The 19,167-nt window shown below is 46.3% G+C and carries 13 protein-coding genes and 1 pseudogene; 8 read left to right on the top strand and 6 right to left on the bottom strand.

Annotated elements, in window-relative coordinates:
* Nucleotides 1-57 precede the first annotated feature (57 nt).
* A complete protein-coding gene (locus AB4Z50_RS12880) occupies nt 58-255 on the bottom strand; it encodes a YiaA/YiaB family inner membrane protein (RefSeq protein WP_256711064.1) in 198 nt (65 codons plus the stop codon).
* Nucleotides 256-315: 60 nt separating this feature from the next.
* Nucleotides 316-537: pseudogene (locus tag AB4Z50_RS12875) on the bottom strand (YiaA/YiaB family inner membrane protein); the annotation flags it as partial.
* A 517-nt stretch (nt 538-1,054) separates the two neighbouring features.
* Here AB4Z50_RS12875 and AB4Z50_RS12870 point away from each other — a divergent pair.
* From AB4Z50_RS12870 to AB4Z50_RS12860, 3 genes are all read left to right on the top strand, one after another.
* Nucleotides 1,055-2,932 carry an AraC family transcriptional regulator gene (locus tag AB4Z50_RS12870; RefSeq protein WP_441879343.1) on the top strand — a complete coding sequence of 626 codons (1,878 nt, stop codon included), beginning with the start codon at nt 1,055-1,057 and terminating at the stop codon, nt 2,930-2,932.
* 167 nt (nt 2,933-3,099) lie between these two features.
* Nucleotides 3,100-4,140: an NAD(P)/FAD-dependent oxidoreductase gene (locus AB4Z50_RS12865; RefSeq protein ID WP_441879341.1), complete on the top strand. Its 1,041-nt coding sequence runs from the start codon at nt 3,100-3,102 to the stop codon at nt 4,138-4,140.
* Nucleotides 4,141-4,392: 252 nt separating this feature from the next.
* Nucleotides 4,393-11,070 carry an S-layer homology domain-containing protein gene (locus AB4Z50_RS12860; RefSeq protein ID WP_441879339.1) on the top strand — a complete coding sequence of 2,226 codons (6,678 nt, stop codon included), beginning with the start codon at nt 4,393-4,395 and terminating at the stop codon, nt 11,068-11,070.
* 70 nt (nt 11,071-11,140) lie between these two features.
* Here AB4Z50_RS12860 and AB4Z50_RS12855 read toward each other — a convergent pair whose 3' ends face one another.
* On the bottom strand, nt 11,141-11,356 hold the full coding sequence (locus tag AB4Z50_RS12855) for a hypothetical protein (RefSeq protein ID WP_441879337.1): 216 nt from the start codon (nt 11,354-11,356) through the stop codon (nt 11,141-11,143).
* A gap of 156 nt (nt 11,357-11,512) precedes the next feature.
* On the opposite strand from AB4Z50_RS12855, the gene AB4Z50_RS12850 reads away from it, so the two are divergent.
* Both AB4Z50_RS12850 and AB4Z50_RS12845 read left to right on the top strand, forming a co-directional pair.
* A complete protein-coding gene (locus AB4Z50_RS12850; RefSeq protein WP_441879335.1) occupies nt 11,513-12,988 on the top strand; it encodes a sensor histidine kinase in 1,476 nt (491 codons plus the stop codon).
* Nucleotides 12,985-13,677 (top strand): response regulator transcription factor, encoded by a 693-nt coding sequence (locus AB4Z50_RS12845; protein WP_441879333.1) that lies wholly within the window; start codon nt 12,985-12,987, stop codon nt 13,675-13,677. The genes AB4Z50_RS12850 and AB4Z50_RS12845 overlap by 4 nt, the downstream gene beginning before the upstream one ends.
* A gap of 14 nt (nt 13,678-13,691) precedes the next feature.
* Here the strand turns inward: AB4Z50_RS12845 and AB4Z50_RS12840 are convergent, their stop codons facing one another.
* Entirely contained in the window at nt 13,692-14,075 is a 384-nt protein-coding gene (locus tag AB4Z50_RS12840) for an STAS/SEC14 domain-containing protein (protein ID WP_441879331.1), read from the bottom strand.
* 150 nt (nt 14,076-14,225) lie between these two features.
* On the opposite strand from AB4Z50_RS12840, the gene yunB reads away from it, so the two are divergent.
* Nucleotides 14,226-15,356, top strand: coding sequence for a sporulation protein YunB (yunB, locus tag AB4Z50_RS12835; protein WP_441879329.1), 1,131 nt, complete (start codon nt 14,226-14,228; stop codon nt 15,354-15,356).
* 68 nt (nt 15,357-15,424) lie between these two features.
* Here yunB and AB4Z50_RS12830 read toward each other — a convergent pair whose 3' ends face one another.
* On the bottom strand, nt 15,425-16,480 hold the full coding sequence (locus AB4Z50_RS12830) for a M23 family metallopeptidase (RefSeq protein WP_441879327.1): 1,056 nt from the start codon (nt 16,478-16,480) through the stop codon (nt 15,425-15,427).
* 132 nt (nt 16,481-16,612) lie between these two features.
* On the opposite strand from AB4Z50_RS12830, the gene lipA reads away from it, so the two are divergent.
* Entirely contained in the window at nt 16,613-17,548 is a 936-nt protein-coding gene (gene lipA / locus AB4Z50_RS12825) for a lipoyl synthase (RefSeq protein WP_076271021.1), read from the top strand.
* Nucleotides 17,530-18,309 (top strand): YutD-like domain-containing protein, encoded by a 780-nt coding sequence (locus AB4Z50_RS12820; RefSeq protein WP_441879324.1) that lies wholly within the window; start codon nt 17,530-17,532, stop codon nt 18,307-18,309. Before lipA ends, AB4Z50_RS12820 begins: the two co-directional genes overlap by 19 nt.
* 44 nt (nt 18,310-18,353) lie before the next feature.
* On the opposite strand, the gene AB4Z50_RS12815 is transcribed toward AB4Z50_RS12820, so the two are convergent.
* On the bottom strand, nt 18,354-19,151 hold the full coding sequence (locus AB4Z50_RS12815) for an NAD kinase (RefSeq protein WP_076271022.1): 798 nt from the start codon (nt 19,149-19,151) through the stop codon (nt 18,354-18,356).
* Between the last annotated feature and the right edge of the window lie 16 nt (nt 19,152-19,167).

Genomic DNA, 19,167 nt, shown 5'->3' with positions numbered 1-19,167 from the left:
TTGATCTAAAGAAAGCCTCCCCAATTCATCTTTAAAGGGGAGGCTTTTTATTATTTTCTAGCTTTCTAAATCTTCTGTTTTTGTATGCACGCTGTCTTCTTCATTATCCCGAATGGTCTTTTGCAAAACGAGGCAAGAAACGATTAAGAAAGCACCGGCAATCGCGTAGTAGCCTTTGACATAAAGCGGCTCCTCTAGCGTGTAAATACCTATATATTGAGCGAGAATGGCAATGATAAAGCCGGCCCAAGCCATGAACGAAAAGGCGGAGGTATTGCGGCTTCTGTAGCCAGGGTTGTAGTCTTTGAGAAACTTATCCTCGTCATTGTCGCGCGCAACCTTCTGCAGAAGAAATGAAGTGATAATTAATAGTATGCCGGTTACAGCGTAATACCCTTGCACAGACATTGGCTGTTTAAGCGTGTAAATACCGATGAATTCGAAGCCACATGCTATAAGAAAAGCTGCCCAAGCCATGAAGGTATACGTTGGGGTATTGCGGCGGCGATAAAAATTTGCTGGTTTGCGTACTTGCATCGTTTCCATTTTTTCCATTTGAGAAAGCCTCCCGAATCGATTTGTTGTTCATGTCTTTAGTTTACATCAAATGCCAAAACGCAAAAGTACCAACTTATTGTAGTACCAGGTACTAGGGCGTGACTGAAAACCCGTTCAGTGGCACCTTTCACCGCCTTTTCGCCCCCTGCTTCGTTCCGTCTGCTTGACGTACCCCGGTACGCCTTCACAAACGCGCCTTGCATGGAACGAAAATTCAGCAAAATTTGCTGTCTTCAGAGTTCTCAGACATGCCCTAGTAAGAAAGGAATTGACAATGAGAATGGTTATCATTAGAATGCTTGTTAATATGCTCTGCAAGGAACCATACATAAAAGGCTGAACCATCATGATCAAGTAGTCGGCTTTTTCTTCGGTCGATCTGTGAGCAGCGCAAAGTAAACGCTAGAGGAGCTGAACTCGGAAAGTGGAGTGGAATGATCTTATTAGGCTTTGGAACCACGCCTCAATTAAGGTGTTGGATGTTCGTCACCATAGGATGAAACTTGGCGATAGGCTGCAATCCTACCGTCTTCCAGCAAGCGGATTTTTATATACGACAATTGGCAGCGCAAATGTATGTTTGGACGGTCATCTATATAAGGCGGAGCGATTTCATGTACTGCATGGGGGCAAAGGAATGTGCTTGGATATAGACAGGCTGGAGGAGGATTTTGATTATTACTTAATCTTCTATAAAGCACTTATTCCGCATCCTTGCAGGCAAGAGATTTTATCTCTTGTTGAAAATAACAACCCATTCCATATGCAATATGGCTTCGCCCCGCAATACCCGATCCCACTGTTTCGAATTGTTAACGCAATGGCACAAGAGTGGCAAATATCGCATTCATTGGAGAGGTTTCATGTCAATACGTTATTTCATCAATTTGTTTATGAGGTATTCATTCAGCTGCAAAAGCAAGACATATCTCTATCGAAGCCCGACCTAGCAGCTCAAGCGCTTCGTTATATTCATGATCATTATATGGAGCCGATTACGCTTGAGCAGTTGGCGCAGACCTTAAGCTATAGCGCCAAAAACTTGTCCAAGGTGTTTAAAAAGGAAACAGGGCATAGTCTCATTGATTATGTCATTCAGGAGAGAATTGATCATGCGAAGGAGCTAATGAAAAATACAAGCGCAACCATTCAGGAAATTGCGGAAAGCGTTGGTTATTCCGATCGCTTATATTTCACACGGATATTCAAAAAGGTTGCTGGCATTTCGCCAGGCAGGTATAAGGACCGTTTGAAAAATACTAGAAGCGGCGCAGATCGTCTATATAGATCGAGCCGATCGTCCATTGTTCAAGGGAGGCTCCGGCGTTACAATGTGTATCGTTATGATAATCATTATCAATACAAAGGAGAGAATCAATTGCCCATGTACAAAGGATTGAAATTATCAATGGCGGCAACCCTGTTGTTTTGTTTTGCTTTATTTATGAGTGCATGTTCTACGGGGACGTTAAATACAAATACGGCAACCGTGGAATCAAAATTAACGACGAAGGGGGAAGCAGCTCCTTCCAATAAGCCGCAAACGGAAGCTCAGACTAGAGTAATCACAACGATAAAAGGTGATATCGAAATTCCTTCGCATCCCGAACGGATCGTTGTTGATCTCTACTTAGGCAGCTTTATTGCACTTAATGTCAAACCCATCGGAACGCCAGAATTGAATTTAAAAAATCCATATTTTTCAGACGCGCTTGCAGGTGTGGAGAATATTGGAGAATACGAGAGTGTATCGCTAGAGAAAATAATAGATTTGCAGCCGGATATGATCGTTACAGGTAATGAAGCAGCTTATGAGCAGTATAGCAAAATTGCACCGACGATCGTTGTTCCTTATGGCGAACTAAAAAATACGCATGAAGAATTGACCTACTTCGGCAAATTGTTAGGGAAAGAGGCAGAAGCGGAAGCATGGTTAGCTGATTACGACCAGCGTATTGCAGCAGCCAAAGCAAAGGTTGAAAGTGCCATTCCAAGCGATGCTGTGTTTTCTGTCATGCAGGATTGGGGAGGGAATACGGGCGTATTCGGCGATAATTTTGGCAGGGGCGGACAAGCAGTCTATCAAGCACTTGGACTTAAGCCGCCAGCTAAAGTAGCGGAGCAGCTGATGAAGGAGCAAATTGTTGAGGTTTCTGGAGAGAAGCTGTCTGACTTTGCTGGCGATTATATTATATTAACGTCTGATACGCTAACGCTTACAGATTTGAAAACCGAGCCGATTTGGAAGCTGATTGATGCAGTTAAAAATGATCGCGTCTATATTTGGAGTAAGGAACGCTCATGGTATTTTGATCCGATTGCTACGCTATCACAGACAGAGGAACTAGCTAATTGGCTCGCAGGTGCGAAATAAACGAATCGTTGAAAGCATTGATAGAGATAACAAAAGTCAGTTTTGTACAAAAAAATGGTGACTTTTGTCCATTGTCACAATGAGGATGGTATCCTAAACTTTAATAAGTGATAGTGATAATCAATATCAAAAATAAATTGATCATGACTGACGTTTGGAGGCAAACGATGAACGAACAATTGGAACTCTATGATGTAACGATAATTGGTGGTGGCCCAGGTGGGTTATATACCACTTTCTATAGCGGCATGCGCGATTTAAAAACGAAATTAATTGAAGCGCAGGATCAACTCGGCGGGCGAATGCTCACTTATCCTGAGAAAATTATTTGGGATGTAGGCGGGGTAACACCGATTCGCTGCGAACAATTAATTGCGCAATTGATTCAACAAGCCAAAACCTTTGACCCGACGATCGTGCTCGGACAGCAAATTACGGACTATGAACGATTGGCTGACGGAACTTTTATGCTAACTTCATTAACTGGCGAGAAGCATCATACAAGAACGATCATTATGGCAATCGGTTACGGAATAAAAAAATTAGCGAAGCTGGAGATTGAAGGGGCTGACCGCTATGAAGTAACGAACTTGTACTATACTGTACAGGAGCTGGAAAAATTCCGCGATAAGCGAGTGCTCATTTCTGGCGGCGGCGATTCCGCAGTAGACTGGGCTAATGAGCTGGAATCCATTGCAGCCAGCGTAACGGTCGTGCATCGCCGCGACAGCTTCGGCGGGCACGAGAGAAATGTTTCCAGGATGAAACAATCCTCTGTAAATGTTCTTACGCCATATCAAGTGCTTGCGCTTCATAGCAGTAATGGGGAAAGTATCGAGAAGGTAACAATTGCACATATGGAAACGGAGGAAAGCAAGCAGATTGAAGTCGATGCTGTCATCGTCAATCATGGAATGAAAAGTGATTTTGGACCCATCCGTGATTGGGGTCTTGATATGGGAGTATGGAATGCGAACGTTGGGGAGCGGATGGCTACTAATATTCCGGGCATCTTCGGCGCAGGCGATTTCGCGAGCTTCGGCAGCAAGGTTGGGCTTATTGCAGGAACGTTTACGGACGGCGTCTTGGCACTCAACAGCGCGAAGCTGTATATGGATCCGGAAGCTCCAGAGATGGCTTATGTTTCTTCTCATAACGAGCGTTTTAAGGAGAAAAATCGGGAGCTTGGCGTAGTAGAAGAAGAATAGTATACCGTTTAATCAGAAAGCATGAGCTTCACAGCCATCAGCAGGTTACCCATATAAGTATAGAACCCCTCTGTCTAAGACAGAGGGGTTTTTGCATGCCTATACACTTCGTAATATAACACCTATTATTTCTAGAAATGCACATCGATATGTAAGCGATTCCAAATTATGATGAAAGAGAATGAAAGATTTACATAAGCAAGTGCTTTCGGGATACGTTTGCACTTGGATACCTTTGGGGAGGTTTGTGCAATGAAACGTGCAAGGTCTATACTGGCATTCATGCTGGCGCTGCTGCTTATGCTTATGGCGGTACCGGTCTATGCGGATGAGACGGCAGTAGTATCGGAAGGCGGGGGCCAGCCCGAGGCGGCAGTGTCATCCGTTACGGAATCAACCTACGTTCGCATCCAGAACAAATGGCAAAGCAATTATTTGTACGAGGATGAAAATGGTATCGTGAGGTACGGTTTTCCAAGCTATGAAGATGAGTCCTCGCAATGGCTCATCGAGGAGCATGCTGGCAATAAGCGAATTCAAAATCGTGCAACCGGACATTACATTACGGTCTCAGAGGTTGGGAAGCGGCGCGATGCACTGACCAGCCGCGAGATAACGGAGAGTACGCTTGCAGACCAATGGACCATTCATGCGTCCAGCCGCGAGGGTTATGTGGTCATTAAAAGTGCAACTGTGCCGGAGAATGCCAATCTCGTTATTCATCAAGAGGATTTGCTCGGCTTTGCAGAAGTAAGCAATGACATCAATATAACGTTCGAGAGTCCGCAGTGGGCGCTCGAGCCAGTGGAGTCTGCTGCTCCAATTCGTCTTGCCAACAAGTTCCGAGCAGGACAATATTTGTACGAGGGAGCTAATGGTTTCGTTGACTTTGGCGAGGTGCCTGCTGCGGATCGCAAATCTCATTGGGTGCTTGTCCCGGGAGCAACGCCGGATTCCTATCGGATTAAAAACCGTGCAACCGGTCATTACATTACGCAAGGAATAGACGAAGAGCCTATTAAAGCTATCGGACTGGACAATACAAATAAAAGCGAGTGGCTGGTTGCTGACACAGCGGGTGGAGATTTTATCACCTTTCAGAACGTTGCAGCTTATCAGGCGGTTCCTTCGACCATTTACGTGTTGAATACGCAGTTTTCTGATGACAAACATGTACGCTCGAACAGTTGGTCCGTTCTGGATCGAGACAATGCACACTGGCGAATAGAGCTGGCGCCGGATACGCAGCCATACCGTATCGTGAATTTTACAAATGAGAAGGTAGGTACTGCTTATTTGTATGAAGATGCTGGGCTGGCAAAGGTTGGCGCGCTGACAACACAAGCAGGCCAGAAGTCATTTTACCAGTGGGTAAGGGAAGATTTTAACGGCAAAAAACGGCTGCGCAACCTAGCAACTGGTCATTATGTTACGCGTGCAGGAGTTAATGAGATCAGTGATCCGCTTAAGGTATCTTCACTTACGGAGAGCTCTGCAGAGGATCAATGGTCCTTTAGCAAATCAGCCATTTATGATGACTATCAAAGCATTCAGAGCTATGTTGGTCAAGGCGAATATTTGCATATTCAAGACAATACGGGCGCGGCCCAGGCAAGTGCAATTCAGCCAAATGAGAATGCGGCGCAATGGTTGTTTGAAGACCCGGCATTTAGCGGGGATGGCTCGCCGCAATATATTCGAATTCAGAATGAATGGCAAAATTTCTTCTTATACGAGGATGCAGCAGGACAGCTGAAATACGGCAATGTCTCTGAAGGCGATTATAAGGGACAATGGTTAGTTGAACGTTTTAACGGTCGCAAACGCATTCAGAATAGAGCAACAGGCCACTACATTAATTTGCAAAATATGAAGGATGGACGCATGGATGTGACTGAGGTAGCTGATGACTGGACGAGTGCGGTTTGGGTCATCGAAGATGCCGGCGGCTCAAAGCTCATTCACAGCTTGCAGGACGCTAATGATGTTATCGGACAACAAAAGTATATTAGCTTGCAAAATCTGACGAAATACGCGGAATACGGCGTAATTAATCCAGGATGGGGAAGTCCCAAATGGAAGTTTATACCCGTGACAGACGCGGCGCTAACGAATGTGAGACTTAAGAACAAGCAAACCGGCAGTTATTTGTATGAAGTGACCGCTGAAGGTGATGATCAAGGCAAGGTTAAGTATGGTGAGCTTCCAGAAACGGATCTTAGCTCAGTTTGGTTTTTGGAGCGCACGGGCGATGGACCGACCTCGGTGCGGCTGAAAAACCTCAAGACTGGCCACTATGTGTCAATGGAGCACGTAGGCGGGGATGTTGAAAAGGATGCCCCGACTCAGCAAATTATTGCACAAGGCGGCATTCACGAGAGCTGGGGCAGCGTGAAGTGGAACATGGAGCCTGGATCTTCTGAAAAATTTGTAGTGCTGCGGAGTGGTTGGGCTCGTCATTTTCTATATTCAGATGGTGAGGGATATACGAAAGTGAGTAAGCTTGTTGCTGATTCGGATAGCGCACAATATGCAGTTGAGCCGCTAGTACTTCCTCCGAAACCTTTGCCAGAGGCCCCTATTCGTATAAAAAATAAGGCAAACGGCCAATTTTTATATGAAAACAATGGTGGAATTGTCCTTTACGGCAACTTGGCAGAGAACAACGGCTACAGTCATTGGATTATAGAGTCAGAGGGCGGGAAACAAAGGTTGAAAAACCGTGCTACAGGACATTACATGACAATGACCGGGGATTATGCCTTTATTGAGAGCAAGCAAGCCATTCAAGGCGATGCGTTCTTAGAGTGGGCAGTTGAAAGCACTCCGAGCGGTGCGGAATATATGATTCGCAGCTTGAATGGGAAATACGATGATGAGCTCATTCATGTTCAAAATAATGCAGGCTACGCAGAACGTGGATTGTACCCAGCATCATTTGGATCGGTGCAGTGGACGTTTGAGAATGCAACGGAGCAATTCGAGACGCCGCCAATGGGCGAGGAGAAGACGAATGACACGGCTACCCCAACATTTGACGATACGAACTATATTCGTATTAAAGAAAAGTCAGGCACAGGCTATTTATATGAAAACAGCGGCAAGGTGCTTAGCGGCTCGGTAAGGGCAGATAACGCGAGCTCCCAATGGCTGCTTCAGGATTTCAACGGCCGGAGGCTGTTGAAAAACAAAGCTACCGGACATCTATTGACGCTACAAGCAGATGGCCTGGCGGCAATTGCGGGTGAGGCTAGAGGCATTGATGCGGCACAATGGACGATTGAGGATCGTGCTGGCTATAAACGGATTATAAATGCTACGCAGAAAGACGGATTGCTGCTGCTAACGGCTGGCAAGCTGCAATACGGTACGCCGAGTCAAGCGGATGAGGCACTTTGGCAGTTTGAGCCCGTTGCCTCCAATCAGCGATATGAAGCAGAGAACGCTTTTATGTCAGGCGGCATTAAGGTAAGTAAGGAGTTAACAGGCTTTAAAGGTGCAGGGTACGCTGGGAACTTCACTGCAACGGGAGATAAAATCAGCTTTACCGTTCATGCTGGGGCAGCAGGCAGCTATTTAACGGAGCTTCGTTACTTGAATGTCTCCGATGCGTCAAGCCAGCTTAGCCTGTATGTGAATGGCTTACGGATCAAACAAGTGGCGTTTAATGCAGCAGGAGAAAAACAAAGCTGGTCCGAAGCGGTTATTGAAATGCAGCTGCGCAGCGGAATTAATACGATTACGCTGCAAAAGGATTCAGCGGATTCAGGGCAAGTATGGCTCGATAGCCTTCTAGTCAGACAAAGCATCGGCATTGCTTACCGCGGAGCGACAGTTCCATACATTACCTATGAAGCGGAACATGGGTTAACGAACGGTGAGCTGATTGGACCGTCGCGCAGCTATCGCGAAATCGCTTCTGAGGCATCGGGCAGGCAGGCGGTTAAGCTGGTAGATGAAGGTGATTATGTACAATTTACATTAGCAAAGGCGGCTAATTCACTTGTGCTGCGTTATGTCATCCCAGACAGTGCAGACGGGGCTGGACGAAACGAAACGTTGGGCCTGTACGTAAACGGAGAATTTAAGCAAAATTTAGAGCTTAGCTCAAAACATGGCTGGGAGTACGGCAGCTATCCATGGTCTAATGATCCAAAGCAGGGCAATGCACATCGTTTCTTCGATGAAATACATGCTTTGATCGGTGATATACCCGCAGGAGCTACGATCCGTCTGCAGAAGGATGCGGAGAATGCGGCAGATTATTATGTCATTGATCTTGTCGATATGGAGCAGGTGGAAGGTCCGTTTGCAAAGCCTGATGGATTCCTATCAGTTGCCGAATATGGAGCTGTACCTGGCGACGGCATTGATGATTCGGCAGCGTTCCATTCTGCAATGAATGCAGCGAAAGAACAAGGGAGAGGCGTTTGGTTCCCTCAAGGGGTATTTGAGCTTAAGACTGATGTGATTGAATTGGATCAAATCACTATTCGCGGTGCAGGGATGTGGTATACATCGCTGATCGGTGCGAGGTTTATTGGCAAAGGCGCTAATATTGGCGTATATGATCTACTCATCGACGGCGACCTGAATATCCGTGATGATGAAGCGTTGACCCATGCTTTTTATGGCGGCTTCGGCAAAGGCTCGGTCATTCAGAATGTTTGGGTCGAGCATTCAAAAACAGGGTTATGGCTGTCCAAGGTAAGGGGCAGCGACGAAATAACGGATGGCCTGCATATGGTTGGCCTTCGTTTGCGCAATTTGATGGCCGATGGCATCAACTTCTCCGTAGGCACGAGCAATAGTGTGATGGAGCAATCGGATATCCGCTATCCAGGTGACGATGGTTTGGCGATGTGGTCGGCGGAAGGACGCGCAAGCATCAACAATACGGCGCGTTTTAATACGGTGGCTTTGCCTTGGCTGGCCGATAACTTCGTTATTTTTGGCGGGCAAGACAATAAGCTTCAAGATAACATCGGTACAGATACAATTACGAACGGAGCGGGCATTGCCGTATCGACACGCTTTAATCCTGTGGCATTCAGCGGCACAACGGTAGTGGAGCGTAATACACTGGTTCGTACGGGCAGCGCTGACTCTGCGTACAACATTAATCTAGGTGCGATCTGGATTTTTGCTGGCGAGAAGGATTTGAACGGCGAGGTCATTGTACGGGACAACGTCGCACTCGACAGTACGTATGCCGGTTTAATTGTACACGGCGGCGGATTCAGCATTGCTCATGTGAAGCTGCAAAATATCGTGTTTGACGGAATGGGTACAAACGGAATAGATGTGACAAGCGGGGTGTCGGGCAATATTCAGGTGGATAATGTCATTGTGCGTGGTGAGCGGATAGCGACACTAGCAAGCTCAAATGATCAATTATCGTTCACCGAGCAAAATGAAGGTTTTGCCAATCGTCCGAAGCCATTCCGCATAGCTCTTGAGAATGGCGATAGAGGACCGCTGTCGTTGACTGTGGGTGATACGAAAGCCATAAAGGTGTTTGATCAAGCAGGCGTCGATGTCACAGCGGATGCGATCATAACGATTGCGCAAGCAGACATTGCAACTATTAATGATGATAGACAGCTTCGCGCACTAAAGATCGGCCATACCGCACTTACCGTGTCACATGGCTCGCAAAGCAGAGTGTATACGGTGGAAGTGAAGGCGGTCGTTGTGCCAGAGGAAGGAAATGAAGGCAGCACTGGCGGTTCAGGTTCAGGCCAAATCGGCGGTGCGATTAATACAGCGCAAAATGACAGCAAGCTAAAGACAGATGCCTCAAGCAAGCTTGAGCGGATCATCTTCGCCAAAGGTACGTTAACATCAAATGGAGAACTCTCCTTCTCCGCACAAGCTCTTCTTGACGCGCTTAAGAGCAGTCCAAATGCGGTAGTCGTCATTGAGCAGGGTACAGCGTCGTATGAGTTCCCGCTGGCGCTTGTAAACGGCGTTCTGGAGGAGGCAAAGCTTGCGAATAACGGCAAGCTAATTGTAACTTTCTCAATCAAGCCGGTTAGTCAACTGGTGCTTGATAACATTCGAGCTAAAGCTAAAGCCGCAGGCTTTGAGCTTGCAGGTGATCCTGTTGATTTTATTATTTCCGTCTCGGATGGAAGCACATCAGCAGAAGTACACAGCCTTGGCGGCAAATATGTGAAGCGTACGATGACAGTAGACCGTGAACTGGATGCCAAAACAGCAACAGCGCTCGTATTTGATCCGGCAACGGGAGCTTTCCGTTACGTTCCGGCTTTGTTCCGATCAGCTGAAGGGAAAACAACTGTCACCATTTTGAGTACTAGCAACAGCAGCTACGTAGTCGCTTTAAATCCCAAAACTTTTGCAGACATTAGCAGCCACTGGGCAAAATCGAATATTGAGCTGCTCGCTTCCAAACAAATTGTGAGTGGTACAACGGCGTCGAGCTTTGCTCCTAACCGTACAGTTACACGCGCCGAGTTTGCGTCAATGCTTGTAAGAGCGCTTGGCCTCCAAAATAGTGGAGGCAAGCAAGCGTCAGTGTTCAGCGACGTTGCGCCGGGGGCTTGGTATGCGGATGCGATTGCAACAGCTGCAAGGTTTGAACTGATTAAAGGCTTCGAGGACGGAACCTTCCGTCCGAATACGACCATTACGCGCGAGCAAATGGCAGTAATGGCAGCAAGCGCATTAAAATTTGCGGAAGCAGCAGGAGCTAACGTCAAGAAAGCTGTTAATGAGGCTGCCAGCTTTAAAGACGAAGCAGCTATACATGGCTGGGCGCTTGATGCGGTGACTCGGGTTGCAGCAGCGGGTATATTGGAGGGCAAAGGGAATCAATCATTCCTGCCTCTAGATCTAGCAAGCCGCGCCGAAGCAGCAACGATGATCACACGGTTATTGCAGTTCTTAGAGCTGCTGGATAAGTAATATGCAATGAAAAACGGTGTCTACCTGTCCCGCGAGGGCTAACAGGGCGACACCGTTTTTTTTGTATAACTTAGCGTTTTCTAAGTAGAAAAAACTCGCATTCTTTTCGGTTATGATAGGCAATATCGCTTACCCCCGATTGGGTCACAATCGTGCTATCATCAAACCGCACAACCAGCGAGCTGGCATCGATGAGCTGATTGTCTTGAAACACGCGAATACGCTGCTGCAGTTCGATAACCTCTTTAAAGTCCTGATCGGTGCTGAGTCGTCGATTAATGGCCATATATACTCCTTTAATACGGAAAATGATTTCTTATAGTCTATCCCATGTTAGATCCTGTTGCAAAGTTGTCTTTGTTTCTCTTTGTCCCCTCAGGGCAACCTATGTTACATTGTATTCACGAAAAACGAATTGTCAAAAGGAGAAGGAGATCCGAGTATGTCCATCCGCGTTCGGCTGCTATTGTCCTACAGCTGTATTCTTATCGTTACGATCGTATTGTTTCTTGCCGCTGCTCTGCTCTTTGTAGTAGCGATAACAGGCGATGTGCGAAGCGTAAAGGACTTTTACAATATTCATTATTCCGTTAATCCATTGTCTGAGCAGGAGGAAACGATTTTCCTTGATCTAAAGTATTTGGCGAAAAATGAACCCGACTCGCTTCTTGATCATACACTGCTCGATCAATATAATTACAAGCTTCGTTCGGTACAAGCGGAGCTGGTTATAAGAAAAGGTGACGAGGCGATATATTCGTCCTTGTCCGTAAAACAGCCCCAATTCATCACGTTTTTGCCTGACTATGAGATGGAAAACAATGCAATCCGCAACACCCTGCAAATAGGGGACCATTTTTATGCTTATGCGAAATTTGATTTTCGTTTTCCAGATCAATCCAAGGGAAGCGTGCTCGTTGTAAGGGAGCGTAGTCCATTTGCAGAGGTTGTTCGTACACTTTTGCCTATTATATTAGGCGTGCTGTTTATCGTGCTTTTGCTCATGAATATGCTGCTTTATTATTTTTTGACGCGCAGTATTATTAAGCCGCTTGATCTGCTTCGGAAGTCGACAGAGCGTATTAAGGAAGGCGATTTGGAGTTTGAGCTGCAAGCGGTAGGCAGCGATGAGATTGCAAGGTTAAGCGAAGCCTTTGAAGATATGAGAATGAAGCTGAAGCAATCGGTAGAGAAGCAGCTGCAATATGAGCAAAATCGCAAGGAGCTTGTCGCGAACATTACGCATGATCTGAAAACGCCGATTACTTCAATTAAAGCAAGCATTGAAGGCATTCGGGACGGTGTACCGGATACGAAGCAAAAGATGGAGCGTTATGTGAATACGATTTTGACGAAGGCCGAGCATATGGATCAACTGATTGACGAGCTGTTTCTTTACTCGAAGCTTGATTTGAAGCAGCTGCCATTTACATTCGAGGAAATCAGCTTGGGGCAATTCATAGAGGACTATGCCGAGGATTTGCAATTTGATTTGCAGGACAAAGGCGTTGCGCTGACGTGGAACATTGTTCATTCGGAATCTACTAATGTGCTTGCCGACCGAGATAAGCTGAAGCGGGTTCTAACCAACATTATGGACAACGCCATGAAATTTATGTTGGACGAGCCAAAGCAAATAGCGATATCGCTTTGTTTGGAGACTGATTTTGTTAGATTAACGATTAGCGACAGCGGCTCAGGAATATCGGAGGAAGCTCTCCCGTTTATTTTTGAACGTTTTTTCCGCGAGGATCTCTCACGCAGCCAGCAAACGGGTGGAAGCGGCCTAGGACTTGCGATTACGAAACAAATTATCGAAGGGCATAACGGCAGCATTCATGCTGAGAGCAAGCTTGGAGCAGGAACTAGCATGATCATCAAGCTGCCGCTCGCGAGTAGCATAGGAGGACGAACATGACGAGAATTCTCATTATTGAAGATGAAGTGTCGATAGCTGAGGTGGAAAAGGATTATTTTGAGCTGCATGGTTTTTCTACGGACATATGCTTAACAGGAACAGAGGGGCTGCGCGCTGCTGTAGAAGGTGAATATGATTTGATCGTACTTGATTTGCAGCTGCCAGGCATGGATGGGTATGAGATTTGTCGTCAAATCCGTGCGGTAAAGGAGGTCCCTATCCTTATCGTATCTGCCAAAAAAGAAGAGATCGATAAAATTCGCGGGTTAAGCTTAGGGGCGGATGATTATATAACGAAGCCGTTTAGTCCAAGTGAGCTGGTCGCCCGGGCGAAAGCACATTTGCAGCGCTACAAGCGATTGATGGGAAACCGCGATACCAAAGCCTCAAATAAGATCCAAATACGCGGCTTGCAGATTGATACCTCCTCCCGGCGCGTGTACGTCAACGACCAGGAGGTGCAGTTCACGACAAAGGAATTTGATCTGCTGTCCTTTCTAGCGTTGAACCCCAATCATGTATTCAGTAAGCAAGAGCTGTTTGAGCAGCTGTGGGGGATGGATTCGCTTGGCGAGATTGCGACGGTAACCGTTCATATACGCAGGTTAAGAGAAAAAATAGAAGCGGATCCTTCGAATCCGCAATATATTGAAACCATTTGGGGCGCAGGGTATCGGCTCACGATTTAAACGGATTAAATAGACTATTCCGGTACGCTATAGTTATTTAACCAGTGGAAGGCTTGTTCAGCATCACTAAAAAATTGTACAGATGGTTTGGTATTGGTTTGCTGTAAGTGATTCAGAATTTCACCATCTTCCAAGAGGAATGCGATGGCTTTGCTATGACTCAAAAGGCTTTCATTAAAAAATTTATCTTTCCATGCTTTTTGAACCGAAAAATGGTCGGGTGTGTAGCCTTTTCGATCCACTAACAAACGGTATTTTCTCCCCTCTGCCATGAATGGCTGACAAACCTGCTCGAAACCATTAAACCAGTCGTTAACGTCATCTGTGCTTATTTTTCCAATTAGACGAGTAACAATTAAATCTCCTGAAACGGTTGTGCTAATATTGCGTTCACTCAACTAGATTCATCTCCCTTAGTTACAATTATGTATAACGTTTCCATAATGTCAATATGGCTGCAACTTGCTGAGGTCGTCTTCTTTTTTGACCAAGTTCTGCATAAGTATGGGTAATAAAGAGTGTGCAGCTTGGTGCGGGAGGGGATCGGATTGGCGAAATGGGGAAGGCGAGGCTGGCATTTTCGAGGATCAGGCGGCAGCCGTATGCAGCTTTGGTCTGGCCGTCCATTCTCTAAAGTAAAATCAGTCACTTGGGGCAGTCGTGGGAGTTCAGCTTCATCAAGGCCAGCACCAAAGAAATGGGGTTCGGGAGTTCGTTCAAGTGCAAGCAGCGGAAAATGGGGCATTAGGCGTCCAGCTGTAAAATATAGCAGCAGTCGAAGCAGCGGCAATGGCGGATCAGGCGGCATTTGGGGCTCTCGCCCTGCTAAGCCTCGTATAAGACGACGTACAATCTTTATTATAGCCCTGCTTGTTTTTATGGTTTTTTCGATCCAATCCTTCGTCTATATTGAGAAAAATTTGCGGCCGCCGCTGATGAATATAGCGAAAATCAGAGTAAAGCAAATCGCTACGCAGGCTATCAATAAAGCGATAACCGAGCAGGTAGCGAGCCGATCGGACAGCAGCAACCTTATTGACTGGAAAATGAACAGCAATGGAAAAATATCTGGTTTCATGCTTAATTACGCGGAGCATATGAAAATTACCTCGCAAACGATAAACACCGTACAAAATACATTAAATGAAATGAAGGATATACCGGAGCATATTCCGATTGGGCATGCGCTGGGTAGTGCGATCATTTCCTCATACGGACCAAGAGTACCCGTCAAATTCGAGCCGGTTGGGGCTGTTAAGGTAGATCTTAGCACGCGTCAGAAGGATGCCGGCATCAATATGATTTTGGTTGAGGTATACATTCGCATAATAGCGGAGGTTACGATCATTATTCCGTTTGATACCGAGCCGGAGCTGGTCGAAACCGATATCCCGATTTCATATTTGCTAGTAGTCGGCGACGTGCCAATGTACTATTACGACAATACGGGCAAACCTGTAGGCGAGTCGGCTGCGCAGGCGCCAAACATTTCGGTTCCGCTCGGCGAAGGTGCGGGAGGCGGAGTTACATCCAGTCCGCAAAACAACAATAATGGAGAGTCTTCAGGCACTGGAGCATCTAATACAGGTCCGTCAACAGAAGCAACGAACGAAGGCTCTAATCATTCTAAAGATTCTAACCAAGGATCAAATAGTTCGGGAAATTCATCTTCTGAATAGCATACATATAAAAACGACTTTATTGTCTTCAGCAAAGAGGACGATAAAGTCGTTTTATATTTTTTGCTTTAATTTCCGGAACGAATTCGTTTACGCTCGGCTTGCTCCCAGCGGCGCAGCATCGGATATGGATCAAACGACCATTCAATTAAACCGCGGTCGCTGTATACGCCATAATGCAGGTGAGGAGGAAACTTTCCCTGCGTCCCGGGTTTGCCGTAACCAGAGCTTCCTACCCATCCAACAACCTGTCCAGGCTTTACGACATCGCCTATATTAACGGTTTTGTCAAAGCCGGACAAATGTGCGTAATAGTGGTAAAAATTGTTTAGATCACGAATGCCAATTCTCCATCCGCCGTAGGGATTCCAGCCCTGCACCTCAACAATGCCATAACAGGTGCTCCGAACAGGGACACCATGCCTTACGAAAATGTCGGTACCTTCATGGGTACGCCTGCCGCCCCAGCTTCGCCCGGTTCCCCAGGTGCTGTTATAGGCATAATGAGTGCTGATAGGCAGCGGGAATGCATGCTCGAACAAATCAAGCTGGCCAAATGCTTCATAGATTCGGGCGAACTGCTGGATGCGCTGCACTGAACGATTATTTTGATAATACTCCCAAAGTCCGATTGCGAAATCATCATTGGAGATACCGTACGCGGCAACGCGGCTAACAAGTGAATAGAGAAGATCGATGTCGCTTGTTCGTTCCGCTTGTCCATTCCCGTCACCATCGCGGCCAATTCCGTTAAAAAAGTTGATCGATACCGGCGAGCTGTCATCCGTATTCGGATTGAGCGGGCCTACCCAGCGTTCCTGGTCGATAAACACGCCAACGGTGTTCCCAAGCATTGGACGAGCCTTTGGACGTGCTTTAGACATGGATCGCTCATACTGATCGATGGCTGCGATCCAGAACCAAGGCACTTCGGTAAATAAGCTTAACTTGTCATACAACCCTCTTCTAACGGAAAAAGGATCGGTCTCAGCATCGACTGTTTGCTCATGGGCCTTATCAGTTTTTTGCTTGACAGCAGGAGCTGCTCTTACAGAACTGACGGGCGTGACAATGAACAGAGAAGCTGCGGTTATTGCTGCAACAATAGGAATAGTCAGTTTCAAACGTCTCACCCTTCCAAAAGCATGACGGTTATAACGTTATGTTTTGCAAATCATTGGTTTTTATACGAAACATGTTATAATAAACGCATGAGTTTAGGAATTATAAATGAACTTGAAAGCAGGTAATCCCCAATGAAACAACAAGAAACACTCAAAAAGCCTGATTGGCTTCGAATAAAATTAGCGACAGACGGTAACTTTGCCGAAATTAAAAATATGATGCGCTCAAAAACGCTACATACGGTTTGTGAGGAAGCACGTTGCCCAAACATTTATGAATGCTGGTCGAATCGAACAGCCACATTTATGATATTGGGTGATATTTGCACGCGCGCTTGCCGTTTTTGTGCTGTTAAGACAGGTATGCCGACTGAACTGGATTTGGACGAACCAGAACGGGTAGCAGAGGCAGCAGAGCAAATGAATCTTCAGCACTGTGTTGTTACATCGGTTGCTCGTGACGATCTTAAGGATGGCGGCGCATCCATATTTGCAGCTACTGTACATGCGATTCGCAAACGTATGCCGTTTTGCCGAGTTGAAGTGCTTATTCCTGACTTCTTGGGAAATAAAGATGCGCTTCAAATTGTAATGGATGCAAATCCTGATATTCTAAATCATAACGTTGAAACGGTGGAGCGGCTTTCGGATCGTGTTCGTGCCAAAGCCAAATACAGCCGTACGATGGAGCTGTTGAAGCGCGCCAAAGAAATGAAGCCTAAGATTCCAACCAAATCGAGCATTATGCTTGGCGTGGGTGAGGAATGGGATGAAATTTTGCAGACGATGGATGATCTTCGCGCAAACGATGTAAATATTTTGACATTAGGTCAATACTTGCAGCCAACGCCGAAACATTTAAAGGTCGTACGTTATGTCCACCCAGACGAATTTGCAAAACTAAAAGAAGAAGGGCTGAAGCGCGGTTTTAGGCATGTAGAATCCGCACCATTAGTACGCAGCTCTTATCATGCACATGAGCAGACCGATTCGGCACACGCAGCAATGGCAGCGGAAGCCGAAGCGAGCCGTGAGATTTCTTCCGGTGCTTGCTCGAGCAGCTTGTAACTGACGCTCAAGATGAGGTGGAAAATATGGCTTTGATTCATATCGGCGGAAAATCTTATGAAATTGTGCTTGAAAATAGGAATGGCTGGAATCCTGAAGCATTTCGTGATCGATACAGCGAAGTACTTGAGCGCTACGATTATATTGTTGGTGACTGGGGCTATAGCCAGCTGCGGCTGAAAGGTTTTTTTCGTGACAGCCATCAGAAAGCTACGAAGGAAAGCAATCTATCTGGCATGCCGGATTACATCAATGAGTATTGTAACTTTGGCTGCGCTTATTTTATTTTAGAAAAAACAAACAGTACCGTTCGTGAGCCAGACGACTATGACTTGGATGCAGACGAAGAGCGTCCGCGTATAGAAGCAGCTGATCTTCTTGCAGCAGCTGCCGGTTTTGTGGATATTTCTGAAGGTCTTGAACATGATGAGGTTGCGAGTGCAAAGGAAGAAAGCGCCGCTCCAACACATGAAAGGCATACTCGCAATCACACAAGGGAAAATCGCCATAGAAGCTCCAATCGCAATAAAAACGACGCGGATAAAGGCAACGACAGCGCGAATAGTGCTGGCGAAGGTAAAAATAGCAGCGAGCAGCAGCAGGGCAGTGGGAAACGTGAGCAGCAACAGCAGCGTAAAGGCGGCTATAAAGGCAATAACGATAACCGCTCCAAGAAACCGTTCCGCCTTGCAGCCAATGAAACCGCGGCTTCATCTGCAGAAACGAATCGACCAAACAAAAAAGACACAGAGCGCGTATAATACGCTCTGTGTCTTTTTTTGGTTTTAAATGATGGTAACAGATCTTATCGGACGTCGTAACCAAGGAATGCTTCACGTACTCGGTTCCAGAAAGGAAACGGCCGATATCGTGCAAAGCTTACTTTACGGCTGGATACACTGCAGCGGATGGAACGAATATCGCTGCTCATGATGCTGATGTGATCAATTGCGAGCTGCAGCCGCTGCTCTTTCTTAGAGATGATATCACAGTGATGATGCTGCGGCAGCAGCACGGATGATCCAAGTGTACGATATACACGATTATTGATCGAAGCGATTTCCGCAATTTGCAGCGATTCTATCGATGGATGGACAATCGCTCCACCTAAGCTTTTGTTATACGCGGTGCTTCCCGAAGGGGTCGAAATGACAATGCCGTCACCGCGGAACATTTCAAACATCTCATCATTTATATTGATTTGGGCGACGAGCGTTCCGTCAACGCCTTTTAATGTGAATTCATTTAATGATAAGTAATGACGGGTCTCGCTTGGTGTCTCAACTTCAATCTCGGCAAGTGGATACCTAACGATTCGTGGTGTTTCCTCTGCCATCATTGCGACGAGATCTTCAAGCTCGTCTGCCTTCCAGTCGGCGTAAAATCCAAGATGGCCGGTGTGAATGCCGACAAATGCAACATTCGTAATTTGATCAACATATTTATGAAAAGCGAGGAGCAGTGTACCGTCCCCTCCGATGGAAATAACGATTTCCGGTGATTCATCATTCCGAGTGAAGCCTCGCTCCCCGGCTAGTTTATGAAATTTTTCTGCTAACGATTTAGATAAATCATCGCCTCGATCAATTACCGCATACTTCAAAAGTAAATCTCCTTCC

It is taken from the genome of Paenibacillus sp. 2TAB26, from assembly GCF_052115145.1.
Lineage (GTDB): Bacteria > Bacillota > Bacilli > Paenibacillales > Paenibacillaceae > Pristimantibacillus.
The sequence above is the reverse complement of the archived record's forward strand: the minus strand, read 5'-3'. Positions and strand labels throughout refer to the sequence as shown.

Coding starts and splice junctions, on each gene's coding strand:
- AB4Z50_RS12855 (WP_441879337.1), bottom strand. CDS start 11,356: ATGGCCATTAATCGACGACTCAGCACCGATCAGGACTTTAAAGAGGTT.
- AB4Z50_RS12870 (WP_441879343.1), top strand. CDS start 1,055: ATGAAACTTGGCGATAGGCTGCAATCCTACCGTCTTCCAGCAAGCGGA.
- AB4Z50_RS12860 (WP_441879339.1), top strand. CDS start 4,393: ATGAAACGTGCAAGGTCTATACTGGCATTCATGCTGGCGCTGCTGCTT.
- lipA (WP_076271021.1), top strand. CDS start 16,613: ATGAAACAACAAGAAACACTCAAAAAGCCTGATTGGCTTCGAATAAAA.
- AB4Z50_RS12850 (WP_441879335.1), top strand. CDS start 11,513: ATGTCCATCCGCGTTCGGCTGCTATTGTCCTACAGCTGTATTCTTATC.
- AB4Z50_RS12880 (WP_256711064.1), bottom strand. CDS start 255: ATGGCTTGGGCCGGCTTTATCATTGCCATTCTCGCTCAATATATAGGT.
- AB4Z50_RS12845 (WP_441879333.1), top strand. CDS start 12,985: ATGACGAGAATTCTCATTATTGAAGATGAAGTGTCGATAGCTGAGGTG.
- AB4Z50_RS12865 (WP_441879341.1), top strand. CDS start 3,100: ATGAACGAACAATTGGAACTCTATGATGTAACGATAATTGGTGGTGGC.